This window comes from Sphingomonas sp. LM7 (assembly GCF_002002925.1).
Lineage (GTDB): Bacteria > Pseudomonadota > Alphaproteobacteria > Sphingomonadales > Sphingomonadaceae > Sphingomonas.
Genome location: NZ_CP019511.1, coordinates 3,596,863 through 3,614,603, shown reverse-complemented (window position 1 = coordinate 3,614,603; position 17,741 = coordinate 3,596,863). Strand labels below are relative to the sequence as shown.

Annotated in this window: 16 protein-coding genes; 10 read left to right on the top strand and 6 right to left on the bottom strand. The window is 67.9% G+C overall.

The window, feature by feature from the left end; translation table 11 throughout:
• Positions 1–72: 72 nt before the first annotated feature.
• Complete coding sequence (locus tag BXU08_RS16815) at positions 73–1,008, top strand: hypothetical protein (protein ID WP_077511096.1); 936 nt, start codon at positions 73–75, stop codon at positions 1,006–1,008.
• A gap of 81 nt (positions 1,009–1,089) precedes the next feature.
• On the opposite strand, the gene BXU08_RS16810 is transcribed toward BXU08_RS16815, so the two are convergent.
• On the bottom strand, positions 1,090–1,281 hold the full coding sequence (locus BXU08_RS16810; RefSeq protein ID WP_077511095.1) for a DUF3606 domain-containing protein: 192 nt from the start codon (positions 1,279–1,281) through the stop codon (positions 1,090–1,092).
• A 225-nt stretch (positions 1,282–1,506) separates the two neighbouring features.
• Here BXU08_RS16810 and BXU08_RS16805 point away from each other — a divergent pair, with 225 nt between their 5' ends.
• From BXU08_RS16805 to BXU08_RS16765, 9 genes are all read left to right on the top strand, one after another.
• Entirely contained in the window at positions 1,507–2,712 is a 1,206-nt protein-coding gene (locus BXU08_RS16805) for a DUF932 domain-containing protein (protein ID WP_077511094.1), read from the top strand.
• 126 nt (positions 2,713–2,838) lie between these two features.
• Complete coding sequence (locus tag BXU08_RS16800; protein WP_077511093.1) at positions 2,839–4,959, top strand: ParB/RepB/Spo0J family partition protein; 2,121 nt, start codon at positions 2,839–2,841, stop codon at positions 4,957–4,959.
• A gap of 62 nt (positions 4,960–5,021) precedes the next feature.
• Entirely contained in the window at positions 5,022–6,050 is a 1,029-nt protein-coding gene (locus BXU08_RS16795; protein ID WP_077511092.1) for a toprim domain-containing protein, read from the top strand.
• 89 nt (positions 6,051–6,139) lie between these two features.
• Positions 6,140–6,556 carry a thermonuclease family protein gene (locus tag BXU08_RS20395; protein WP_366926568.1) on the top strand — a complete coding sequence of 139 codons (417 nt, stop codon included), beginning with the start codon at positions 6,140–6,142 and terminating at the stop codon, positions 6,554–6,556.
• Between the two features lie 367 nt (positions 6,557–6,923).
• A complete protein-coding gene (locus tag BXU08_RS16785) occupies positions 6,924–7,850 on the top strand; it encodes a DUF2493 domain-containing protein (protein WP_077511091.1) in 927 nt (308 codons plus the stop codon).
• 183 nt (positions 7,851–8,033) lie between these two features.
• On the top strand, positions 8,034–8,231 hold the full coding sequence (locus tag BXU08_RS16780) for a sigma-70 family RNA polymerase sigma factor (protein WP_077511090.1): 198 nt from the start codon (positions 8,034–8,036) through the stop codon (positions 8,229–8,231).
• A gap of 31 nt (positions 8,232–8,262) precedes the next feature.
• A complete protein-coding gene (locus BXU08_RS20390) occupies positions 8,263–8,949 on the top strand; it encodes a nucleotidyltransferase domain-containing protein (RefSeq protein WP_150125559.1) in 687 nt (228 codons plus the stop codon).
• A gap of 13 nt (positions 8,950–8,962) precedes the next feature.
• On the top strand, positions 8,963–9,682 hold the full coding sequence (locus BXU08_RS16770; protein ID WP_077511089.1) for a PepSY domain-containing protein: 720 nt from the start codon (positions 8,963–8,965) through the stop codon (positions 9,680–9,682).
• The gene (locus tag BXU08_RS16765; RefSeq protein ID WP_077511088.1) at positions 9,679–10,410 is read left to right on the top strand and encodes a PepSY domain-containing protein; all 732 of its coding nucleotides are present in this window, start codon (positions 9,679–9,681) and stop codon (positions 10,408–10,410) included. Before BXU08_RS16770 ends, BXU08_RS16765 begins: the two co-directional genes overlap by 4 nt.
• A 3-nt stretch (positions 10,411–10,413) precedes the next feature.
• Here BXU08_RS16765 and hutC read toward each other — a convergent pair whose 3' ends face one another.
• From hutC to BXU08_RS16735, 5 genes are all read right to left on the bottom strand, one after another.
• The gene (gene hutC / locus BXU08_RS16760; protein WP_253190408.1) at positions 10,414–11,139 is read right to left on the bottom strand and encodes a histidine utilization repressor; all 726 of its coding nucleotides are present in this window, start codon (positions 11,137–11,139) and stop codon (positions 10,414–10,416) included.
• 267 nt (positions 11,140–11,406) lie between these two features.
• Entirely contained in the window at positions 11,407–11,796 is a 390-nt protein-coding gene (locus BXU08_RS16750) for a copper-binding protein (RefSeq protein ID WP_171982555.1), read from the bottom strand.
• A gap of 11 nt (positions 11,797–11,807) precedes the next feature.
• Positions 11,808–14,957 carry an efflux RND transporter permease subunit gene (locus tag BXU08_RS16745; protein WP_077511084.1) on the bottom strand — a complete coding sequence of 1,050 codons (3,150 nt, stop codon included), beginning with the start codon at positions 14,955–14,957 and terminating at the stop codon, positions 11,808–11,810.
• Positions 14,954–16,426, bottom strand: a complete 1,473-nt coding sequence (locus BXU08_RS16740) for an efflux RND transporter periplasmic adaptor subunit (RefSeq protein ID WP_077511083.1) — start codon at positions 16,424–16,426, stop codon at positions 14,954–14,956. Before BXU08_RS16740 ends, BXU08_RS16745 begins: the two co-directional genes overlap by 4 nt.
• Positions 16,423–17,649 (bottom strand): TolC family protein, encoded by a 1,227-nt coding sequence (locus BXU08_RS16735; protein ID WP_077511082.1) that lies wholly within the window; start codon positions 17,647–17,649, stop codon positions 16,423–16,425. The genes BXU08_RS16740 and BXU08_RS16735 overlap by 4 nt, the downstream gene beginning before the upstream one ends.
• Between the last annotated feature and the right edge of the window lie 92 nt (positions 17,650–17,741).

Below are 17,741 nucleotides of genomic sequence, written 5' to 3'. Positions count from 1 at the left end.
TCGTGATCTTGACATATCACGTAAAGTAGTATATATACGTGACTTATAGCATTTACGTGAAAGATAGCCACCATGGAATTCAGATCGCCAACGATAGCCGCCCAGCAGAATGCAAAGGCGATGACCTATCTGACGAAGGACCTGCGGGACCGGCAGGCCGGACGGCGCCAGGTCGACAGCCTGGTAGAGGAACTGGGCAACGCCGTGGATTTCTATCCCGACTGGCATCCGATCCTGACGGCCCCTCCCCGGAACGGGACCGAGCACGTCGCCAGCCTGTCGCAGCTGAAAACCTATGCGGAACTCGACCACACACAGGAGTTCGTCAGGGGCTTCGTGACCTGCCCCTATTCCGACGAGGGAGCGGACCGACTGGTCGAAGCCGTACGGCAGATACCCGGGCTCCACGCCTATCGCCTGCAGGAGCCGCTGTACGCGGACAGTGCCTACCCAGTTGTGGTCGTCGCCATGAATGTCGAGCTCGAGGCCGACGGCACGATCCGCAGCCGGGACGCTCTGGCCTGGTTCGCGCAGCAGACCGCAAGCGAAGCCAGCAGCGCACAGGTAGCCGAGACATGGTGGAATATCCGCTCCAACATCTTGGGCGGTCCGCACGGCTCACGCTCGTCGCTGTTCGTAAACCAGCACACGGGCGCTCACATGCGCAAGATCCTGGAGGCCATGAACGAGAGCGGCATGTTCGGCCCAATCAAGGAATCCTCGTTGGAGATGCTGTCCAAGAAGAAGCGCGACGCGATCAGTGAAACGCTGATCCGCACCGCGGTCGAGAATTGGGACAGGAAGACCGACGCATTCACCTTCGAGATGCGCGGGGAGACCTGCAAGGCATTCCTGCGCGACACCTGGAACGACAATCACGAAATCTCCGTGCGCATCGAAATCGGCAACTTCGACCTCAATGTGTCCGGCTTCTATTATCCCGAGGGCCACAAGATCACGCACACCGAGCCTCGCGGAAAGCGCGCGCTCGCGGAGAAGTTCCTATAGGCGCATGGGCAATCGCCGGGGCGTCGCTGACGACCCGTCGCCAAATGTGAGCGAGCGCTTACCCCTGCTTCTCCACGCGATTTATGGATTGGCGGCCGCACGCTGTAGATAGGCTTCCACAGCGGTCGCGCTGTTGCCGACCGCGTCCACCGCTTCCTGCAGCCGATCGCGGCTTACCCCGAACTTGTTCGTCCAATAGCGCACCTCATAGTCCTCGCCCATGGCGATGCGGGAAGCATCCTGCGGCGCGCGCAGAGTCGTATCGTCGCTCATATCTTATCTCCTTGCGGAATGAATCGACGAGATTCGCGAGGGTTCCCATGAACGTTGTTGGGGAGGGGAACGCCTTCCCCTGAGGGCAAGCCCAGGTCTCGCCCTACCCCTTCTGCGGGGCCGCGCCCCGCAACGCCCCGCCTTGAGAGGGAGAGGTTGGCCGTGTTGGCCGTGACGGGTGAGGACCGAGAGAGAGGCTCCCGGCGCCCGTCGCGGAGAAATCCAATGGCTACCGTCATCGATCACCTCCCCGGCGCGGGCACGCGCGCTGCATCCGGCGCCTACAAGGTCGACATCTCGCGAGGGTCTCGTATCGGCCGCGTCTCGTCCGAATGGTTTTCGCGCCCCGACGACGAGCGCTTCCTCTCGCTGACCGAGCTTCACGCCGCGGTCGAGGCGCGGGCACGGCGCGCCACCACCAGAACAGTCGAAACCCGCGAGGTCCGGGTGGAGGCGAGCCGCGACGATGCCGAGCGCCTCGCACTCCTGCTCCCGGGCCGCGACGCGCCGATTGCGCCGACCCATTGGTCGTTCGGCCAGCTTTGCGGCCTGGTCGGCGCCCCATCCGGCTATCTCCGCCAGCTCCCCGCGCCGCTCTCCGGCATCAACCTTCAGCACGGCTTGCTCACCCATCGCGGCGAGCTCATCAAGACGCTCGAGACCGAGGACGGCCGCACCGAGCTGCGCGCAGTCACCGGCCCCGATTATGGCCGGATCTGGGATCACGAACTCGTCGCGGCGGTGATGCGGATCGCGGGCAACGGCACCGGCGACACGCGCTGGAAGGTGCCGGGCATGCTCGACTGGTCGACCATGACCCACAATCCGTTCGTCGAAGTGACGAAGGACACGACCACGCTCTACGCGAGCGACCGCGACGTCTTCCTCTTCCTCGTCGACGATGCGCACCCGATCGAGGCAGGCCGGCTGCCGAACGGCGACCCCGACCTCTATTTCCGCGGCTTCTATTGCTGGAACAGCGAGGTCGGCTCGAAGACGCTCGGCATGGCGAGCTTTTATCTCCGCGCGGTCTGCATGAACCGCAACATCTGGGGCGCCGAAGGCTTCGAGGAGATCAGCATCCGCCACTCCAAGTTCGCCGCCAATCGCTTCGCGCATGAGGCGGCGCCCGCGCTCGAGAATTTCGCCAATTCCTCGCCCACGCCCTTTCTGTCGGGCATCCTGGCTGCCCGGCAGCGCGTCGTCGCCCGCAGCGAAGAGGACCGGCAGGACTTCCTGCGCAAGCGCGGCTTCTCAAAGGCCGAGACCGGCCGGATCATCGCCACCGTGCTCGACGAGGAAGGGCATCCGCCCGCGTCCATCTTCGATTTCGTCCAGGGCATCACCGCGCTGGCGCGCGACAAGCCGCACCAGGACGCGCGGGTCGAGCTGGAGGGCAAGGCCGCGAAGCTCCTCGCGATGGCGGGCTAGCCCCTCCGACCGGCTGGTCCGGGTCCGGCGTCGTCCTCTCCCATCAAAGGGAGAGGGCGGCGCCGGCGCCATGACGGGTTGAGGGTCGAGAGAGAGGCTCCCGGCCGCCCGTCATGGAGAAGACCCATGACCAAGCCGACCAAGATCGCGCTGAGTGCCTCGCGCGACATTCCCTTCAATCAGCTGGTGCTCAGCCAGTCCAATGTCCGGCGTGTGAAGGCCGGCGTCTCGATCGACGCGCTCGCCGCCGACATCGCCCGGCGCGGGCTGCTCCAGAGCCTGACCGTGCGCGCGCAGCGCGACGAGTCCGGGGCCGAGACCGGCAAGTTCGAGGTCCCGGCGGGCGGCCGCCGCTTCCGCGCCCTCCAGCAGCTCGTCAAGGCGAAGCGCCTGTCGCGCACCGCGCCCGTGCCGTGCATCGTGCGCGACGATGACGAAATCTCGGCCGAGGAGGATTCGCTCGCCGAGAACACCCACCGCGAGGCCCTGCATCCGCTCGACCAGTTCCGCGCGATGCAGCAGCTCGCGGGCCTGGGCAGTGATGTCGAAACGATCGCCGCGACCTTCATGACCACGCCCGCGGTGGTCAGGCAGCGCCTCCGCCTCGCCTCGGTCTCACCCCGGCTGCACGACATCTATGCCGAAGACGGCATGACGCTCGAGCAGCTCATGGCCTTCTCGGTGTCCGAGGATCATGCGCGCCAGGAGCAGGTCTGGGAGCTGCTCCAGTCGAGCCACAACAAGCAGCCATGGATGATCCGGCACAAGCTCACCGAGGAAGCGGTGCGTGCATCGGACAAGCGTGCCCGCTTCATCGGGCTCGACGCCTATCAGGCCGCCGGCGGCTATGTGTTGCGCGATCTGTTCGAGGCCGATGACGGCGGCTGGCTGCAGGATGTCGCGATGCTCGACGCCCTTGTCGACGCGAAGCTCAAAGCGGAAGCCGACCGCATCGCCGGCGAGGGCTGGAAGTGGATCGCGACCGCGGTCGAGTTCCCGTACGACGCCGATGCGGGCATGCGCATCCTCGAAGGCGAGCAGCCTCCGCTCACCGACGAGCAGGAATCGCGGCTCGAGGCGCTTCGCCGCGAGGCGGAGGCGCTCGAAGGCGAATGGTCGGGCAAGCCCGACATTCCCGACGAGATCGACGCACGCGTGACCGCGATCGACGAGGAGATCGCGGCGATAGTGGAGCGGCCGCTCGCCTACGACCCGGACGAAGTGGCCCGGGCCGGCGTGTTCATCAGCATCGACCGGCTGGGCGGGATCGATGTGGACCGCGGCTATGTCCGTCCGGAGGACGAGCCCGGCCTCGAGATCGTCGACGACGAAGTGCCCGACCCCGATGCCTTGCAGGAGCGCCCCGACGCCGATGAGGATTCGATGGGCTCTGGCGAAGCAATCGCTGCCCCGGATGCTGGCGACGAGGAGGAGGAGCAGGAGGACCCGGGCAAGCCACTGCCCGACCGGCTGGTGACCGAGCTCACAACCTGGCGCACGCTCGCGCTGCGCAACGCCGTCGCGCTCAGCCCTGCCGTCGCGTTCGCTGCCGTCCTTCACGCGCTCGTGCTCGACGCCTTCTACCGCTATGCCGGCGCCGAGAGCTGCGTCGAGATTTCGGTGCGCGGCGGCAGTCTCGGCAACCATGCGCCGGGCTTGGGCGACAGTCCGTCGGCGCAGGCCATCGAGCAGCGAAGCCAGGCGTGGGCAGATCGTCTGCCCGACGATCCCGACCAGCTCTGGGAGACGCTCGCCGGTTTCTCCGCAGATGAGCAGGCCGCCTTGTTCGCGCATTGCGCCGCGTCCGGCATCAATGCCGTCTGGGAGCCCGCCAACCGTTACAGCGATGGCCGGGTATCGGGACGGGCGGTGGCGGGCCGCCTCGCCCATTCGCACGTCCTTGCCCGCGCCGCCGGCCTCGATCCGGTGGCAGCAGGCTGGAGCGCGACGGTCGACAATTATCTTGGCCGGGTGACCAAGGCGCGGATCCTGTCCGCCGTCGAGGAAGCGAAGGGCGCCGAGGTCTCAGCACGTATCGCCGGGCTGAAGAAGCCCGACATGGCGCGCGAGGCCGAATCTCTGCTCGACGGCAGCGGCTGGCTCGCGGAGCCGCTGCGCACGCCGGCGCCGGTCGAACCTGACACGCCACCCGCCGCCCCGGTCGCGAACGACGATCCGGCTCCGCTCGGAACCGATCGGGCGGAAGCCGACGCCGACGCCGAATCCTTCGCCATCGCTGCCGAATAAGGCGCTGCCTCCCTGGGGCCCGTCGACGAGGCGGGCCTCTTTTTCTGTTTCGGAGACGAGCGATGTCCGCAGCCTCGGACCTGTCGCGCAGGCTCGCGCGCAATGCCGAAGCCCTGTGCCGCCGCTACCTTCCCGCCGGCCGGCCCGAGGGCCGCTACTGGATTGTCGGGGACGCGTTCGGTTCGGCCGGACGCAGCCTCTATGTGCGCCTTAAAGGTCCCGATCACGGCCGCGGTGCCGCGGGCAAATGGACCGACGCCGCGACCGGCGCGCATGGCGATCTGCTCGATTTGCTCGCGCTCCACTACGGCCACCGCCGTCTGGCTGACACCCTCGACGAGGCGCGGCGCTTCCTCGCATTGCCGAGGTCGGAAGCACCCGAGATCTTCGACGCGGAGGCTGCGCCAGCCGGTTCGCCGGCAGCTGCCCGGCGGCTGTTCGCCATATCGCGCCCGATCGGGGCCACTCTCGCGGAGCGCTATCTCGTCTCCCGGGGCATCACCGGCATGCGCGCCGCACGATGGCTGCGCTTCCATGCCGCCTGCTGGTATCGCCCCGATCGCGACGATGTCGCGCCCACGCCTACGGCCATGCCTGCGTTGATCGCTGCCGTCACCGATCTGGACGGCAGCATCATGGGCGTCCACCGCACGTGGCTCGACGGCAGCGGTTGCGGCAAGGCGCCGGTCGCGGTTCCCCGCCGCGCCATGGGCGAATTGCTCGGGCACGGCGTCCGCTTCGGCGGCGCGGCACCGGTCATGGTTGCGGGCGAAGGCATCGAGAGCGTTTTGTCGCTGCGCATGTCGATGCCGCGCATGCCGATGATCGCCGCGCTCTCGGCCGCGCATCTGGCGGCGATCCGCTTCCCCGAGCCGCTGCGCCGGCTCTATGTCGCGCGGGAGGATGACGGGGCGGGGCGCGCCGCCTTCGTCCAACTCGCGGCGCGCGGCGCATCCGCTGGCATCGAGGTCGTCCCACTCAACTCTGAGCTCGACGACTTCAATGCCGACCTCTGCGCATTCGGAGTGGCGACGCTCGCCGAACGGCTGCGACCCCAGCTTCAGCCCGAGGAGAAGGGCGCGGCGATCTAGACGACGATCCTGAGCTTATCGCGCTGAATAGAACATTGCCCGAACAAAGACGAATCTGGTAGCGGCTGCCATTCCCGACGAGAGAACACATGTCTCTGATTAGCTCCCTCCTCCTGATCCTGGTGGCAGGACCCGCGCCCCAACCCGCCAGCGACGGCGCGCCACTGCGGAATTGTCGCGTTGTCGATGGCGATACGCTGCGGTGCGGACACGAACGCATCCGTCTGCTTGGGATCGACGCGCCCGAGATGCCGGGCCACTGCCAGAAGGGCCGCCGCTGCGCGCCGGGCGATCCGTTTGCGAGTCGGGCCAGTCTCGCCAGGGCAATGGCAGGGCGGCTGACGATCGAGCGTATCGGGTCTGATCGCTATGGAAGGACGTTGGGGCTGGTCCGTGGACCCGTCGGCGATCTGTCGTGCTGGCAGCTTCGCACCCGACAGGCGCGATATCGCGCCGACTGGGACGACGGCAGCACCTTGGCACGAAGGTGCCGCGAGGCTCGGTAGCGGAGTCGCGGGTTCGGTCCGAGGCGTAGCCGCGGCTGAAAGCAGGTCGGGCCCGGTTCCTGGGATCGCGTCATCCGGGCATGTCTCCGGCCGGTGTCCCAGCTCCCGGAGTCCGCGCCTGGCCTTCCAGAGGGCGACGGATCGGCATGCCGCACGGGCGCGCAACGGCTGCACCCGGCTATTTTCCGCCGCGGGCCCAGGCCCGCTTTGCATCGCGAGCCAAAATAGCCGGGCTTCGCCGTCCTTCGCTGCGCTTCGGCCTCGTCGGCTGCGCCGCCGAACGCTTCGCTGGTGCCCGCCCGCGGCGGCATGCCGCCTCGTGTCGCCGTGAAGGCCGCGAGGGCGCGGCCGAGAGCGGAGACGCAACATGACCTTGGATCACACCGACGACGGCACGGCCGGGCAATCGCCGCTGGCCGACATGCTCCAGGAGCTTGAACTCTACGGACGCAGGCCCTTCGACGACGATCTCGACCCGCGGCCCTTGCCCGAAGGACGCCTGGTCGAGGCCGCGGCCGCCGACAGCTTCGATGCGATGGTGGCGTGCCTCGCCGACACCAGGCTCGAGCCCGACATGGAAGACCTGCTCTGGGGCTTCACCAATGTATTCCACCGCGCCGGCGAACGGGTCGAACGCGAGCTCGACGCCAACGAACAGGCCCAACGTCGCCTCCAGCGCGAGCAGGACGGCTCCGAGGTCAAGTCAGTCGAGCTCGAGACGCTCATCGCCGAAGGGCGCACCATGATCGAGCGCCGTGACGCGATGGAAGCCTTTCGCGACGCCTTCGCCGAGCAGTTCCGGCACTATTACCGCAAGGCCTGGCTGCCGCGCTCGGGCTCGATGCTCAATCGCCGCGCGATGACCGCCGCGGTGATCGAGAGCCGCGAATTCGTGAACGGCCGTCGCTGGACCGACAGCCAGTTGCTGCTGCCCCCCGGCGAGCGGATCTACGTAAGCGGCGGTGCCGATTACAACGATCACCGCGAAATCTGGCGGGTCCTCGACGAAGTCCATTCCCGCAATCCGCGGATGGTGCTGCTGCACGGCGCCTCGCGCATCGGCGCCGAGCGGATCGCCGCGCTCTGGGCGGCGCAGCGCAATGTCCCCCAGGTCCCTTTCGCTCCCGACTTCACGAGGCACAGCCGCGCAGCCGCACCGTTCAAGCGCAACGACAAGGTGCTCGCGACCATGCCGCGGGGCATCATCATTTTCCCGGGCGGGGGCATCCAGGACAATCTGTTCGACAAGGCCCGTGCGGCGGGGATCGCTGTTATCGATCGGAGACGGCGATGATCGCCTCTTCCGACCCGCCGGTGACCGGCCGGGACCGCTTATGGTCCCGCGCCGCCGGACCGCAACGCGGCATGCTGCCGCGTCCTCCACTGCATTCCGGCCTTCCGGTGCGGTCCGCCTCTGTGCGCGGGCCCGGCACGGTCCTGCCGCCCGCTCCCGGCCGGCACGACACGGAGATCGATCATGACGTCCGAATTGATCCGCCTGCGCCGCGCGCTCGACTGTATGCCCGAAGCGGACCGCCGTGTGTTTGAGCTCGCCCGGTTCGACGACCTCGATTACCGGGACATCGCAAGTCGGCTCGGGCTGACGGTCCAGCAGGTCGAGGCGCACCTGGCGCGCGCGATCCGGCATTTGGCCGATTATGATTCGGCGCGTTGAGCATGACCGCGCGCCCCGCTAGGCTTTGACCATGCGTGTCGATCTCGACCATCTTCCGGAAGCCCAACAGAGCGAATTGGCGCGCGTGCGCCAGACGCTGATGGACGAGTTCACCAACGCGATCTCAACCTCGACGCAGCCGTGGAAGAAAAACGGCAAGATCCTCAAGATCATCCTGTTCGGCAGCTATGCGCGCGACGATTGGGTCGACGAGCCTGAGAATGGATACCAGTCCGATTTCGACCTGCTGGTGGTCGTCAGCCACGAGGACCTGACCGACGTTGCCGGCTATTGGTATATCGCCGAGGACAAGATCCAGCGCGATCCGGCTGTGCTGCCTTTCCCCGGCGGAGACCCCATTCCGTTCGACGGCTTCATCGGCGGCGGCAATGGCGGCTATCCCAAGTGGCGCGGCTACGGCGTGGTGACCGCTCGCAAGGACGGCTTCAGCGCGACCTGGTCGACGCAGTGGATCGGCAAGGCCACCGACTTCAATGCGGCCCCCGGCGATATCGGCTACAGCACGCCGAATGTGTTCTATCACAATGCGCAGCTCGCCTTCGAGATCAACGAGCGCACGCGCTTCCAGCTCGGCGTCGACAATCTCTTCGACCGCAAGGCGCCGTACATCCAGAGCTTCACCGATGCGAACACCGACACCATGACCTACGACCTGCTCGGGCGCCGGTTCTATGTCGGTTTCCGTACCGGCTTCTGAGGCGAACGGGACAATGCCAGGCAAGATCCGCTGGCCGCTCGTCGCACGGCGCACGCACAAATGGCTGGCGCTGCTCGTGGGGGTCCAGGTCGTGCTGTGGACGCTCACCGGCTTCTACATGGTGGTCGTCCATATCGACACGATCCATGGCGACCACCTCGTTCGCGCCCCTGCGGCGCAGCCCTTCGATCTGACCCAAATCGTCCCGCCGGCGCGGATCTTGGCGGCGGCGCCGGAGAGTTCGGAGCTGCGGCTCCAGCGCTATTTCGACCGGCCCGTCTGGCGCGCGCAGACGCCTGCGGGGCTAACATTGTTCGACGCGCGGACGGGCGCGCGGCTCGCGCCGCCGACCGAGCGGGACATCCGCCTGCTCGCCCGGCGGATCTATACCGGAACCGGAGACATCGTGTCGGTGCGTCTGCTGACGCAGGCGCCGCAGGAGATGCAGTCGCGCAAGCCGCCTTTTTGGCAGGTCGAGTTCGAAGGCTGGAACCGCCCGACGCTCTATCTGTCGCCGGCAACCGGCGAGCTGATCTCGCGGCGCCACAATCTCTGGCGCATTTTCGACTTCGCTTGGATGCTCCACATCATGGACTATGACGCGCGCACCGACGTCAACAATCCGCTCCTTCGGGTCGCAACCTGGAGCGCCTTCGCCATGGCGCTGAGCGGCGCCTGGCTGCTGGTCTGGGCCTTTCCCCGGCGCAAGAAGAAAAAGAAGGCAGCGGCATGAAGCGCATCCGCCTCTCGCCGCTGCTTTTCCGCCGCATCCACAAATGGGTCGGGCTGATCCTCGGACTGCAATTCCTTCTCTGGGCCTTGAGCGGCTCTGTAATGGCGCTGCTCGACATGGACGCGGTTGGCGGCCACGACATGCCCGCCGCGCATGCGCATGCCCTGCCGGCTGAGACAGCGTTGGTCGATCCGTCGCGGCTTGCCGGCGTCGGCTCGGTCACGGGCCTCACGCTGCGCGATCTCGCCGGCCGCCCCGTCTATGAGTTGCGGACGGCCAGAGGCGTCCAGCTCGTCGATGCGGCCGACGGACGCCGCATCGCGATCGATGCCGAGACCGCCAAGGCGACCGCTGCAATGGCCAGTGACGCGCCGGTCCGGGACGTGGTGCGGCTCGACAAACCCAATCTCGAGGCGCGCGAGCATGCCGGGCCGATGTGGCGCGTGAACTTTGCCGACGAGGCCAACAGCAGCGCCTATGTCTCCGCCGAGACCGGTCGCTTCCTCGTCATGCGCGGCGATACCTGGCGGACTTGGGACTTCTTCTGGATGATCCACAACATGGATTATGTGACGCGGACCAGCTTCAATCATCCGCTAATCATCTTCGTCGCCTTCGGCGTGCTGTGGCTCTCGGGAACCGGCTTCTATCTCCTGTTCAAGAGCTTTCGCGCCGCCGATTTCCGCTGGCTGCGCAGGCGCCGGCGCATGCCGGGCGCCTCGCTCTAGCAGTCAGGCATTCGGCACCGCGAAGCTGGCCGAGAGCTCGAAGCGGCTCGCCGGATGGGTGAGCCAGGCATGCGAGACGAGCCGGCCGCGGCTCCAGGTCTGCCGGGTCATCACGAGGACGGGCTCGCCGTCTGCCAGTCCCAGCAGGCCACGGGTCCGATCGTCGGGTATCGCTGCGCGGACGCGATGCTCGACGCGCTCGATCGGTGCGATCCGCGTGAGATATTCGTTGGGCGTGGTGCGGGTGAAATCCATGTCCCCATAGTCCGGCGCTGCCGAGGCCAGCACGATGCGCTCTTCGAGCTGGATCGGGAATTCGTCCTCATGATGGACGATGATCGAATGGAAGAGGCGCGTGCCGGCCGCCACGCGCATCAGCGCCGCGGTATCGGCGCCCGCCTTCACTGCTTCGTTCTGGACGACCCTTGCCCGATAGGCGTGACCGCGCGCGCGGACCTCGTCGGCGATGTTGCGGATCTCGATCATGTGACCGATCGGCTTCGGCTCGGCGACGAACGACCCGCTCCCGGCGCGCCGCACCAGCACGCCGGCGCTCTGCAGCTCGCGAAGCGCGCGGTTCGCCGTCATCCGCGACACGCCGAACCGCGAGACCAGTTCCGCTTCCGAGGGCACCCGCTCGCCGGGCCGCAGCGCTCCTGCCTTTATCGCATCACGGATGAACAGCTTGATCGCCGCATACAGCGGGGCATCGCCCACGCGGTTTGCCAAGCGATGGCCCCCAGCGTCTGTGCTGGCGGTCTCCCCGGCCTTGCTCGCCTTCGATTCCGTGCGTTTGGCCGCAGTCGCTGTCATCAGCTGTCTATACAGGCTCTGCTTCGTCCACGCCACGCTTTCGCGAGGCAAACAGGAGCGAAATGCCGTTCACGGCGGCTTGCTCGGGTACGCCGAACCCGACGCGCCAAAGACCGCCACGATTGCCATGGCGCGCCGTCGCGTCGGGCGGATCGCGCAACGCCGTCGCGCTGCGCGACCGCATCATTGCCTGGAGATCGCCGTGATCTCACCGGAGCCACCCTCGAGCTTGAGATCGAAAGCGACCTTGTCGCCGACCTTCACGCTGTCGGTCAGGCCTGGTGCGGCCTTGAACCCCATCGTCATCGCCGGCCAGTTCGCCTCGGGAATCGGCCCGTGGTCGAGCGTGATCGTGCCCGCGGCCTTGTCGATCGCCGTGACCGTGCCGGTCCCCTTGGCCGTCATTGCGCCTGGTACCACCATGTTGCTCATGTCGCCCGACATGTTCCCCATGGCGGCGGCCTCCGACGGCGCCGCGCTGTTCGCCGGGGCAATGGTGTTGGACTCGGGCTGGCCGCAGGCGGCCAGCAGGCCGGCGAGGACGAGCGCGCTCGCCACGTAGAGAGGGTTCATCATGGTCTCCTTCATGGTTGATCGGGTTGGGGTTGGGGTTCGCGCCGCGCGCGCCGCCGTCGCATCAGCAGGTACGCGGCGGGGATCACGAACATCGACAGCAAAGGTGCCGTCAGCATGCCGCCGATCATCGGTGCGGCGATCCGGCGCATCACTTCCGAGCCGGCACCCGAGCCAATCAGGATTGGGAGCAGCCCCGCGACGATCACCGCCACCGTCATCGCCTTGGGCCGGACCCGCAGCAGCGCGCCTTCGCGCACAGCTTGCCCGACCTGGGCGGCATCGGGATCGGCGCCGCGTTCCTCGAGCGCATGCTTCAAATAGATCAGCATCACCACGCCGAACTCGGCCGTCACGCCGGCGAGCGCGATGAACCCCACGACCGTCGCGACCGACTGATGGTATCCGAGCAGATAGAGGATCCAGAAGCCGCCGGTGAGCGCGAACGGCAGCGTCCCCATGATCAGCGCCGCCTCGGAGATCCGCCGGAAGATCAGGTACAGCAGCAGGAAGATGATCGCGAGCGTCGCCGGGACCACCAGCATCAGCCGGTCCATGGCGCGTGCAAGATATTCGAACTGCCCCGAATAGGCGATCGACACGCCGGGTGAGAGCCTGACCTGCCGCGCCACCGCCGCACGCAAGTCGGACACGACCGAGGCGAGATCGCGCTCGCGCACATCGACATAGACCCAGCTCGACGGCCGCGCGTTCTCGGTCTTGAGCATTGGTGGACCGTCGGTCACGGCGATGCGCGCCACGGTGCCGAGCGTGATCTGCTGGCCCGAAGGGGTGAGCACGGGGAGCGCACGCAGCTTTTCCGGGCTGTCGCGCAGCTCGCGCGGGTAGCGCACGTTGATCGGGTAGCGCGCCAGCCCCTCGACGGTCTGGCCGACATTCTCGCCGCCGATCGCGCCCGAGACGATCGCCTGCACGTCGGCGATGTTGAGGCCGTAGCGGGCCGCCGCCGCGCGGTCGATGTCGACGTCGATGTAGCGCCCGCCGGTGAGCCGCTCGGCCAGCGCCGAGCTGACGCCCGGGACGGTCTTGGCCACCCCTTCCACGGCGCGCGCGATGCGGTCGAGCTCGGCGAGATCGCTGCCCGAGACCTTCACCCCGATCGGGCTCTTGATGCCGGTCGCGAGCATGTCGATGCGGTTGCGGATCGGCGGCACCCAGATGTTGGCAAGACCGGGAACCTTCACCGCGCGGTCGAGCGCGTCGACGAGGCGGTCGGGGGTCATGCCCGGCCGCCATTGGTCGCGGGGCTTGAAGCGGATCGTCGTCTCGAACATCTCGAGCGGCGCCGGATCGGTCGCGGTCTCGGCGCGCCCGGCCTTGCCGAACACGCTCTGCACCTCGGGCACCGACTTGATCATCCGGTCGGTCTGCTGGAGCAGCTCGGAGGCCTTGGCCGCCGACAGGCCCGGCAGCGCCGAAGGCATGTAGAGCAGGTCGCCTTCGTTCATCGCCGGCAGGAACTCGCCGCCGAGACGCGACGCGGGCCAGGCGGTGGTCGCGAAGACGAGTGCCGCGATGACGAGCGTTGCCTTGGGTCGTTTGAGCACCCAGTCGATCGCCGGCCGATAGACCGCGGTGAGCGCGCGGTTGATCGGATTGGCCCGCTCGGACGGGATACGCCCGCGGATCAGCCAGCCCATCAGCACCGGGACCAGAGTCACCGACAGGATCGCGGCAGCCGCCATCGTATAGGTCTTGGTGAAAGCGAGTGGCGCGAACAGCCGGCCTTCCTGTGCCTGCAGGGTGAACACCGGCACGAACGACAAGGTGATGATCAGCAGGCTGAAGAACAGCGCCGGGCCGACCTCGACCGCAGCCTGGGTGATCACCCGCCAGCGCTCCGCGCCGTCGAGCCGAGCGCCCGGATGCGCATGCTCCCAGCGCTCGATAGCCTTGTGCGCGTTCTCGATCATCACGATCGCCGCATCGACCATCGCGCCGACTGCGATCGCGATGCCGCCCAGCGACATGATGTTGGCGTTGACCCCCTGGAACCGCATCACGACGAAGGCGGCGAGCACCCCGAGCGGCAAGGTCACAATCGCTACCAGCGCCGAGCGGAGGTGCCAGAGGAACAGCGCGCAGACGATCGCGACGACGACGAACTCCTCGGCGAGCTTGTGGGTGAGGTTCTCGATCGCCGCATCGATCAGCTGCGAGCGATCATAGGTGGGTACGATCGCGACGCCCGACGGCAGGCTCTTCTTGAGCTCCTCAAGCTTGCTCCGCACCGCCTCGATCGTCTGCCGCGCATCCGCGCCCGAGCGCAGGATGACCACGCCGCCTGCGACCTCGCCGTCGCCGTCGAGCTCGGCGATGCCGCGCCGCATCTCCGGCCCAACCTGGATGGTGGCGATGTCGCCCAGCGTCACCGGCACGCCGCCCGCCGCCGTCCGCAGCGGAATCGCGCGGAAATCATCGAGCGATTTGAGGTAACCCGAGGCGCGGACCATATATTCGGCCTCGGCCAGTTCGACGACCGCGCCGCCGGCTTCCTGGTTCGCTTGCCGGATCGCCTCGACCGCCTGGGCATGGGTGACGCCGTAGCCGGCGAGCTTCACCGGATCGAGCACCACCTGATACTGTTTGACCATCCCGCCGATGCTCGCGACCTCGGCGACGCCGGGCAGGCTCTTCAATTCGTAGCGCAGGAACCAGTCCTGTAAGGACCGGAGCTGCGACAGGTCATGGCCGCCGGTGCGGTCGACCAGCGCATATTCATAGACCCAGCCGACGCCCGTGGCATCGGGGCCGATCGCGCTGCGCGCCGTCTCGGGCAGGCGCCCCTGCACCTGGTTGAGATATTCGAGCACGCGGCTGCGCGCCCAATAGAGGTCGGTGCCGTCCTCGAAGATCACATAGACGAAGCTGTCGCCGAAGAAGCTGTAGCCACGCACGGTCTTCGCGCCGGGCACCGACAGCATCGTCGTCGCCAGCGGATAGGTCACCTGGTTCTCGACGATCTGCGGTGCCTGCCCGGGATAGCTGGTGCGGATGATCACCTGCGTGTCGGAGAGATCGGGGAGCGCATCGACCGGCGTTGCGCGCACCGCCCAGAAACCGGCGGCGACCAGCGCGAGCGTCCCCAGCACGACGAACAGCTTGTTCGCCACCGACCAATGGATCAACCGCGCGATCATCGGACGCCTTCCCGCGTCATCCGTAGAAGCGTCGGCCCCTCCGGGGGCTGATCGAAGCCGAATCGCACCCGGTCGCCCGCTTTGAATCCGCGCGCGAGCGCCGGGCTGCCGAGCCGGAAGGTCATCGTCATCGCCGGCCATTTGAGCGCCGGCACCGCACCATGATCGAGCGTCACGCCCTTCGCGTCGATCCTCTCGATCCGCCCGACTGCTTCGTAGAGTGCCGGCGATGCGACCGTTGCAGTCGTCGCGCCCGCGATTGGCCGCGCCTCCACGCCCGACAGGCTCGCCTCGGAATCGAGCAGGAACTGGCCCGAGGCCACCACCTTCTCGCCCTCGGCAAGTCCGGCAAGGATCTCTGTCTGTCCACCGGCGTCGCTTCCCGTTTGCACCTCGGCAGGCTGATAGCGGCCTTGGGACAATGCCAGCATCACCAGATTGCGCTTGCCCGTCCGGATCACCGCTTCGGACGGCACGAGGAGCGCGGACCGGCTGGCGCCGCCGAAATCCACGCTTGCGAACATGCCGGGCCGTAGGCGACCGCCGCGATTGGCAAGCTCGATCCGCACGGTGAGCGTGCGGCTCTCCGCCTGGACGTCGGGCAGGATCATGGCGACGCGGCCGGCGAAGCGTTCGCCGGGCCAGGCGGCGAGCATCGCCGTCGCAGCCTGGCCGGGCCGGAGCCGTCCCGCCATGGCCTCGGGCACCGCGGCGTTAAGCCAGACCGTGCCGAGCCCATTCACTTCGGCGAGCGTCTGCCCGGCGGTGACGGTCATGCCCTGCCGCACGCCCAGCGTCTTGATCATGCCGCCGGTGGGCGTGGAAACGGTGATCACATTGTGCGGCCGCCCGCTGCGCTCGACGGCAGCGATCGTGCCCGCGGGCATGCCGAGCAGCGCCAGCCGCTGGCGCGCCGCGCGTGTCAACGCCGCATCCCTGGTGCGGCGGACCGCGAGATACTCGGCCTGCGCCCCGGCCCATTCGGGGACGAGCAGGTCGGCGAGCGGTGCGCCGGCGCCTACAACGTCGCCCGGCGCCCGGGCATAGACGCGCTGGACGAAGCCCGCAGCGCGGGCCTGGACGATCGCCACGTCGCGCTGGTTGAAGTCGATCGTGCCGGTGGCGCTGAGCCCGCTCGACAGCAAACCGCGCTGCGCGGTCGCGACGCGGACCCCGAGATTCTGCACGCGCGCCGGATCGATCTTCACGCCGGCCTCGCCCGCGGCCCCGTCTGCGTATTTGGGGATGAGCTGCATGTCCATGAACGGCGATTTGCCGGGTTTGTCGAAATGCTGGCTCGGAACCATCGGGTCGTACCAGTAGAGTATCTTGCGGCCATTTTCGGCCGCCTGCTGCGGTGCTTGATCCCGATCGAGCCGGGCGATGCCATAGCCGATACCGCCCGCTGCGAGCGCGATCGCCGCCGCCGCGAGCCCCAGCCGGGCGCGGTGCGAAAGGTCGAACGTCATTGGTCACCCCCATAGGTCAGCACCAGCCGGGCCGCGTCGCGCGCCACGACGGCTTCGCGGTCGAGCGCCTGAAGCGCGGCATCGGTGAACATCGCCTGCGCCGCGATCACTTCGGTCAGCATTGCGCGGCCTGACGAATAGCTCGCGATCTCGAGGTCGACGCGCCGGCGGGCGAGCGGCAGCAAGGTGTCGCGCGCGCGGATCCACTGGTCGTGGTGCATCACATGATCGGCGAGGCTCCCATCCAGGTCCGCGAGCAAGGCGCGGCGGACATCCTCGCGTTGCGCTAGCGCCGCGCCTTCGGCGGCCACCGACGCGGCGATCATCGGACCCTGCCGGCGCCTGGTGAACAACGGCAGGCTGACCGTGGCCCCGACCGAGACCATGTCGCCATAGCCGTTCCCGCGCTTCTGATAGGCGAGGTCGAAGCCCCAGTCCGGCCGTTTGTCGGCGCGCGCTACCGTCACGTCGGCTTCGGCCGCCCGCACCCGCGCGATCGCGGCGGCGAGGTCGGGATGCCGCTCGATCGCCGCACGAAGCTGGTCCGGGTCGATCGCGAATTCCGGAACCGCCCCCTCGATCGTCGGCCTGGGATCGCCGGTCCAGCGCGCGAGGGTTGCGCGAGCTTGGGCGACCTCGGCGGCGACTTCGCTGCGTCGGTCTTCGAGCACGGCGATCGCCTGGCGGATATCGAGCGTCTGGGCGGGCCGGGCGGTCCCCGAGGCGACGCCCGAGGTCGCCGGCGTGACATATTCGGCGAGGTCGGCGAGCGATTTGTCGATCGCCGCGAGCCGGCGTTCGGCATAGGCAAGGTCGATCCAGGCAATCGCGGTCGTCACACGGGCCTTGCGCACTTCTGCGATCCGGTCGGCCTCGGCGACACCGATGTCCGCCTCCGCGCGCCCCGAGCGCGCCCGGCGCTTGGCGAGATTGGGCACCTCCTGACTGATGCCGACACGCGCCATCGTCATGTCGTCGCCGCCGAAGCTGAAGGCGGGCGGCCCGGAGATCGGGAAGTTGTCGAGCCCGACGCCGAGTTTGGGATCGGGCAGTTGTCCGGCCGACACGGCCGTCGAGCGGCGCGCCTCGACCTCCAGCGACCTTGCGCGCAGCGATGGCGCCTCAGCGGTCGCGCGGCGAAGCGCTTCGCCGAAGGTCAGCGGATCGGCAAGGGCCGCCGTGGGAAGCACCGCGAGCAGCGGCGCCAGGATGAACAATCGCATTGATTCGCTCCCGATGGGATGACGACGGGTCGGCGGATTTGCGGTCGGATCGGCACATGGGCGGCCCACGCGGCAATCCGGTGCCAGCCGGC

Excerpts from the sequence above, each read along its gene's own strand:
- BXU08_RS16805 (WP_077511094.1), top strand. The coding sequence starts at position 1,507 with ATGGCTACCGTCATCGATCACCTCCCCGGCGCGGGCACGCGCGCTGCA.
- BXU08_RS16745 (WP_077511084.1), bottom strand. The coding sequence starts at position 14,957 with ATGATCGCGCGGTTGATCCATTGGTCGGTGGCGAACAAGCTGTTCGTC.
- BXU08_RS16780 (WP_077511090.1), top strand. The coding sequence starts at position 8,034 with ATGACGTCCGAATTGATCCGCCTGCGCCGCGCGCTCGACTGTATGCCC.
- BXU08_RS16785 (WP_077511091.1), top strand. The coding sequence starts at position 6,924 with ATGACCTTGGATCACACCGACGACGGCACGGCCGGGCAATCGCCGCTG.
- BXU08_RS16740 (WP_077511083.1), bottom strand. The coding sequence starts at position 16,426 with ATGACGTTCGACCTTTCGCACCGCGCCCGGCTGGGGCTCGCGGCGGCG.
- BXU08_RS16735 (WP_077511082.1), bottom strand. The coding sequence starts at position 17,649 with ATGCGATTGTTCATCCTGGCGCCGCTGCTCGCGGTGCTTCCCACGGCG.
- BXU08_RS20390 (WP_150125559.1), top strand. The coding sequence starts at position 8,263 with ATGCGTGTCGATCTCGACCATCTTCCGGAAGCCCAACAGAGCGAATTG.
- BXU08_RS16750 (WP_171982555.1), bottom strand. The coding sequence starts at position 11,796 with ATGAACCCTCTCTACGTGGCGAGCGCGCTCGTCCTCGCCGGCCTGCTG.
- BXU08_RS16800 (WP_077511093.1), top strand. The coding sequence starts at position 2,839 with ATGACCAAGCCGACCAAGATCGCGCTGAGTGCCTCGCGCGACATTCCC.
- BXU08_RS16815 (WP_077511096.1), top strand. The coding sequence starts at position 73 with ATGGAATTCAGATCGCCAACGATAGCCGCCCAGCAGAATGCAAAGGCG.
- BXU08_RS16795 (WP_077511092.1), top strand. The coding sequence starts at position 5,022 with ATGTCCGCAGCCTCGGACCTGTCGCGCAGGCTCGCGCGCAATGCCGAA.
- BXU08_RS16770 (WP_077511089.1), top strand. The coding sequence starts at position 8,963 with ATGCCAGGCAAGATCCGCTGGCCGCTCGTCGCACGGCGCACGCACAAA.
- BXU08_RS20395 (WP_366926568.1), top strand. The coding sequence starts at position 6,140 with ATGTCTCTGATTAGCTCCCTCCTCCTGATCCTGGTGGCAGGACCCGCG.
- BXU08_RS16810 (WP_077511095.1), bottom strand. The coding sequence starts at position 1,281 with ATGAGCGACGATACGACTCTGCGCGCGCCGCAGGATGCTTCCCGCATC.
- BXU08_RS16765 (WP_077511088.1), top strand. The coding sequence starts at position 9,679 with ATGAAGCGCATCCGCCTCTCGCCGCTGCTTTTCCGCCGCATCCACAAA.